This is a genomic window from Bacteroidota bacterium (genome assembly GCA_018816945.1).
Classification (GTDB): Bacteria; Bacteroidota; Bacteroidia; order Bacteroidales.
The window spans coordinates 1-2,314 of record JAHIVC010000044.1 but is presented as its reverse complement, the minus strand read 5'-3'; the positions used below and the strand labels follow the sequence as shown (position 1 = coordinate 2,314).

At 36.4% G+C, this 2,314-nt stretch carries 1 protein-coding gene; it reads left to right on the top strand.

Annotated elements, in window-relative coordinates; all coding sequences use genetic code 11:
* Window positions 1–1,294: 1,294 nt before the first annotated feature.
* Window positions 1,295–2,314 (top strand): DUF262 domain-containing protein (locus KKG99_07235; protein MBU1012781.1); only part of this gene is annotated, 1,020 nt, incomplete at its 3' end.

Genomic DNA, 2,314 nt, shown 5'->3' with positions numbered 1-2,314 from the left:
CCCCCCCCCCGTTCTTAATATAGTCCTCTCCCCTGAGACACTGATCATCACACAGGACGTATAGACAAAGTCCGGGGTATTGATGACGCTTCATTTTTCCTAAAACAAATACTTTTTTGAGCAAGAATAAATATTGGTTTATGGAAAAATTGAATATTGATTGATCAAGGATATTTTTTTCCCACCCCAATATGTTGTGTCTATTGATATTTTAAAAAAAGCCCGCCCTATGAATACAAGTACCCTCCGGTCGGATTTTGATACCAGGCAACATTGCCAAAAGAACTGAACCGCTGCGCGGAAGCGGCCTCGGCATATTGTAAAGTAGCATAAAGTTTTAAAGGCATTTAAAAAAACTGATTTGCCAAAGCCTTTGGTCATAATCACATCACCTAAACCGAGCCGATTTGTGGAAAATTTTTAAGGATGAATTGACTTTTTAATTATGCACATGTAATTATTTATTTACTGGTCTGAGATACTGTTAAAGTCCGAGGAAGTTCGCCAGTCTTGTTCCCACTTAGTGACTGGAAGGAAGAGACCAGTTGAAACTTCACGACCACTTAGATGGGCGCGTACGTCGGACGCGGCATTTGTAAGGAGCATACAATACCCGTAGTAAGTATTTTTGCGTCTTTTTTTTCTCAGCTTTCTCCGTTTTATTCAAATTCAGTTCTTACATTTAATCGATTTGTTGCAAATCTGTATGCACCCAAAATACTGATGGCATGCAACAATCGATTAAACGCTCTTCTTAGAAGTCAACGCCTTTGGATTGAAGGCTTGTAGCGAACATAGATAGACAGATTGCTCTCCTCTTTGAACTTCAAAATTTTATTGTCTTTTATGCGAAAATTATAAAAACTACATGCGGGATATTTTCAATTTTATAGCTGCACAAACTGGTTAACTTCTTTTACAAAGTTAACCAGTGAATATTTGTTTAAAGCGATTATGTGTGTCTCTTTTTTGACGTATTCCTTTTCAACGGCCATTATATGAATCCCTACTCATTTGGAAAGAGGTTAATAGGGCTGCTATTATAAATCTGTTACAGGCCTTTTACCCAACATGGATGGGACTTTGAAGATCATGTATCAATGGGGTTTCTTTAACATACCTCCCTTGAAAGAATGCTTGCTATTTATTTTTTATATATATAATTTAACCTTGTTTAAGTAACTTCGCTCGTCTTTTTATGCTCTTCGGCGATTCAATTGGGTAAGCCATTCCGGTTACTTTAATCAATGGTGGAATAAAAAAATGAATAGCAGGTGGGTAGGGAGAACTGATTATGGAAAATATCGACAGTAATGTGTTAAAACCAAAAGCAATTTCAGAGCTTTTAGAGAACAAATTTTTCATCCGCCACTACCAGCGAGGGTATCGCTGGACATCTCAGCAGGTGGAACAACTACTGGATGATATTGACTCTTTTGTCCCTCGTGAAGTGCCAGGAAAACATGATAAAAAAACTTTTTACTGCCTCCAGCCAATCGTACTCAAAAAATTAAAAACAGATTCTGCATCGGACAGATTGATGGAAGGTGAATGGTATGAAGTAATTGATGGGCAACAACGTCTGACAACTATTTACTTGATATTGAAATATATTAACGAATTTTGGACAGGGCGCCAAAAGAAGAATTTATTTAAAATCGATTATGAAACTCGGGAAGATTGTGTCAAATTTCTTCAGGGAATAAAAGTCAATAGTGATGATGTTACGGTGGACATAAATAAAAGAAACATCGATTTTTATCATATTTCCAAGGCGTATCAGACCATAAGAGACTGGGAGCGTAATTATCATGATCAACACAGTGGGAAACCATTGGATGACGCAGAATTCCAATCCAAATTCTTAAGTTATTCAAAAATAATCTGGTATGAAGTCAAAGATAATGAAGACAGTGAGGATTTGTTTGAACGATTGAATATTGGCAAGATTCCACTTACAAATGCAGAACTAACAAAGGCTTTATTCCTTTCGGAAGACAGCTTCAAAGAATTGGGACATGAGGAAAAGCGGTTAAGGCATTTTGAGATTGCCCTTTTATGGGATGAAATGGAGCATAAATTAAATGACCAGGATATGAAATTCTGGTCATTTATTACTAATAAAAAGAGGGCAGATTACGATACGAAAATTGAACTTATCCTGGAATTAATGGCAGGAAAGTCGGATGATGAAAAAGACCCATTATTTACTTTTTTACATTTTAGCAGACAGAAGAGTCTTTCAGAAATATGGTCAAATATAGAACTATTTTATCACACTCTTCTTGAGTGGAATAGCAATAGAGACCTTTAT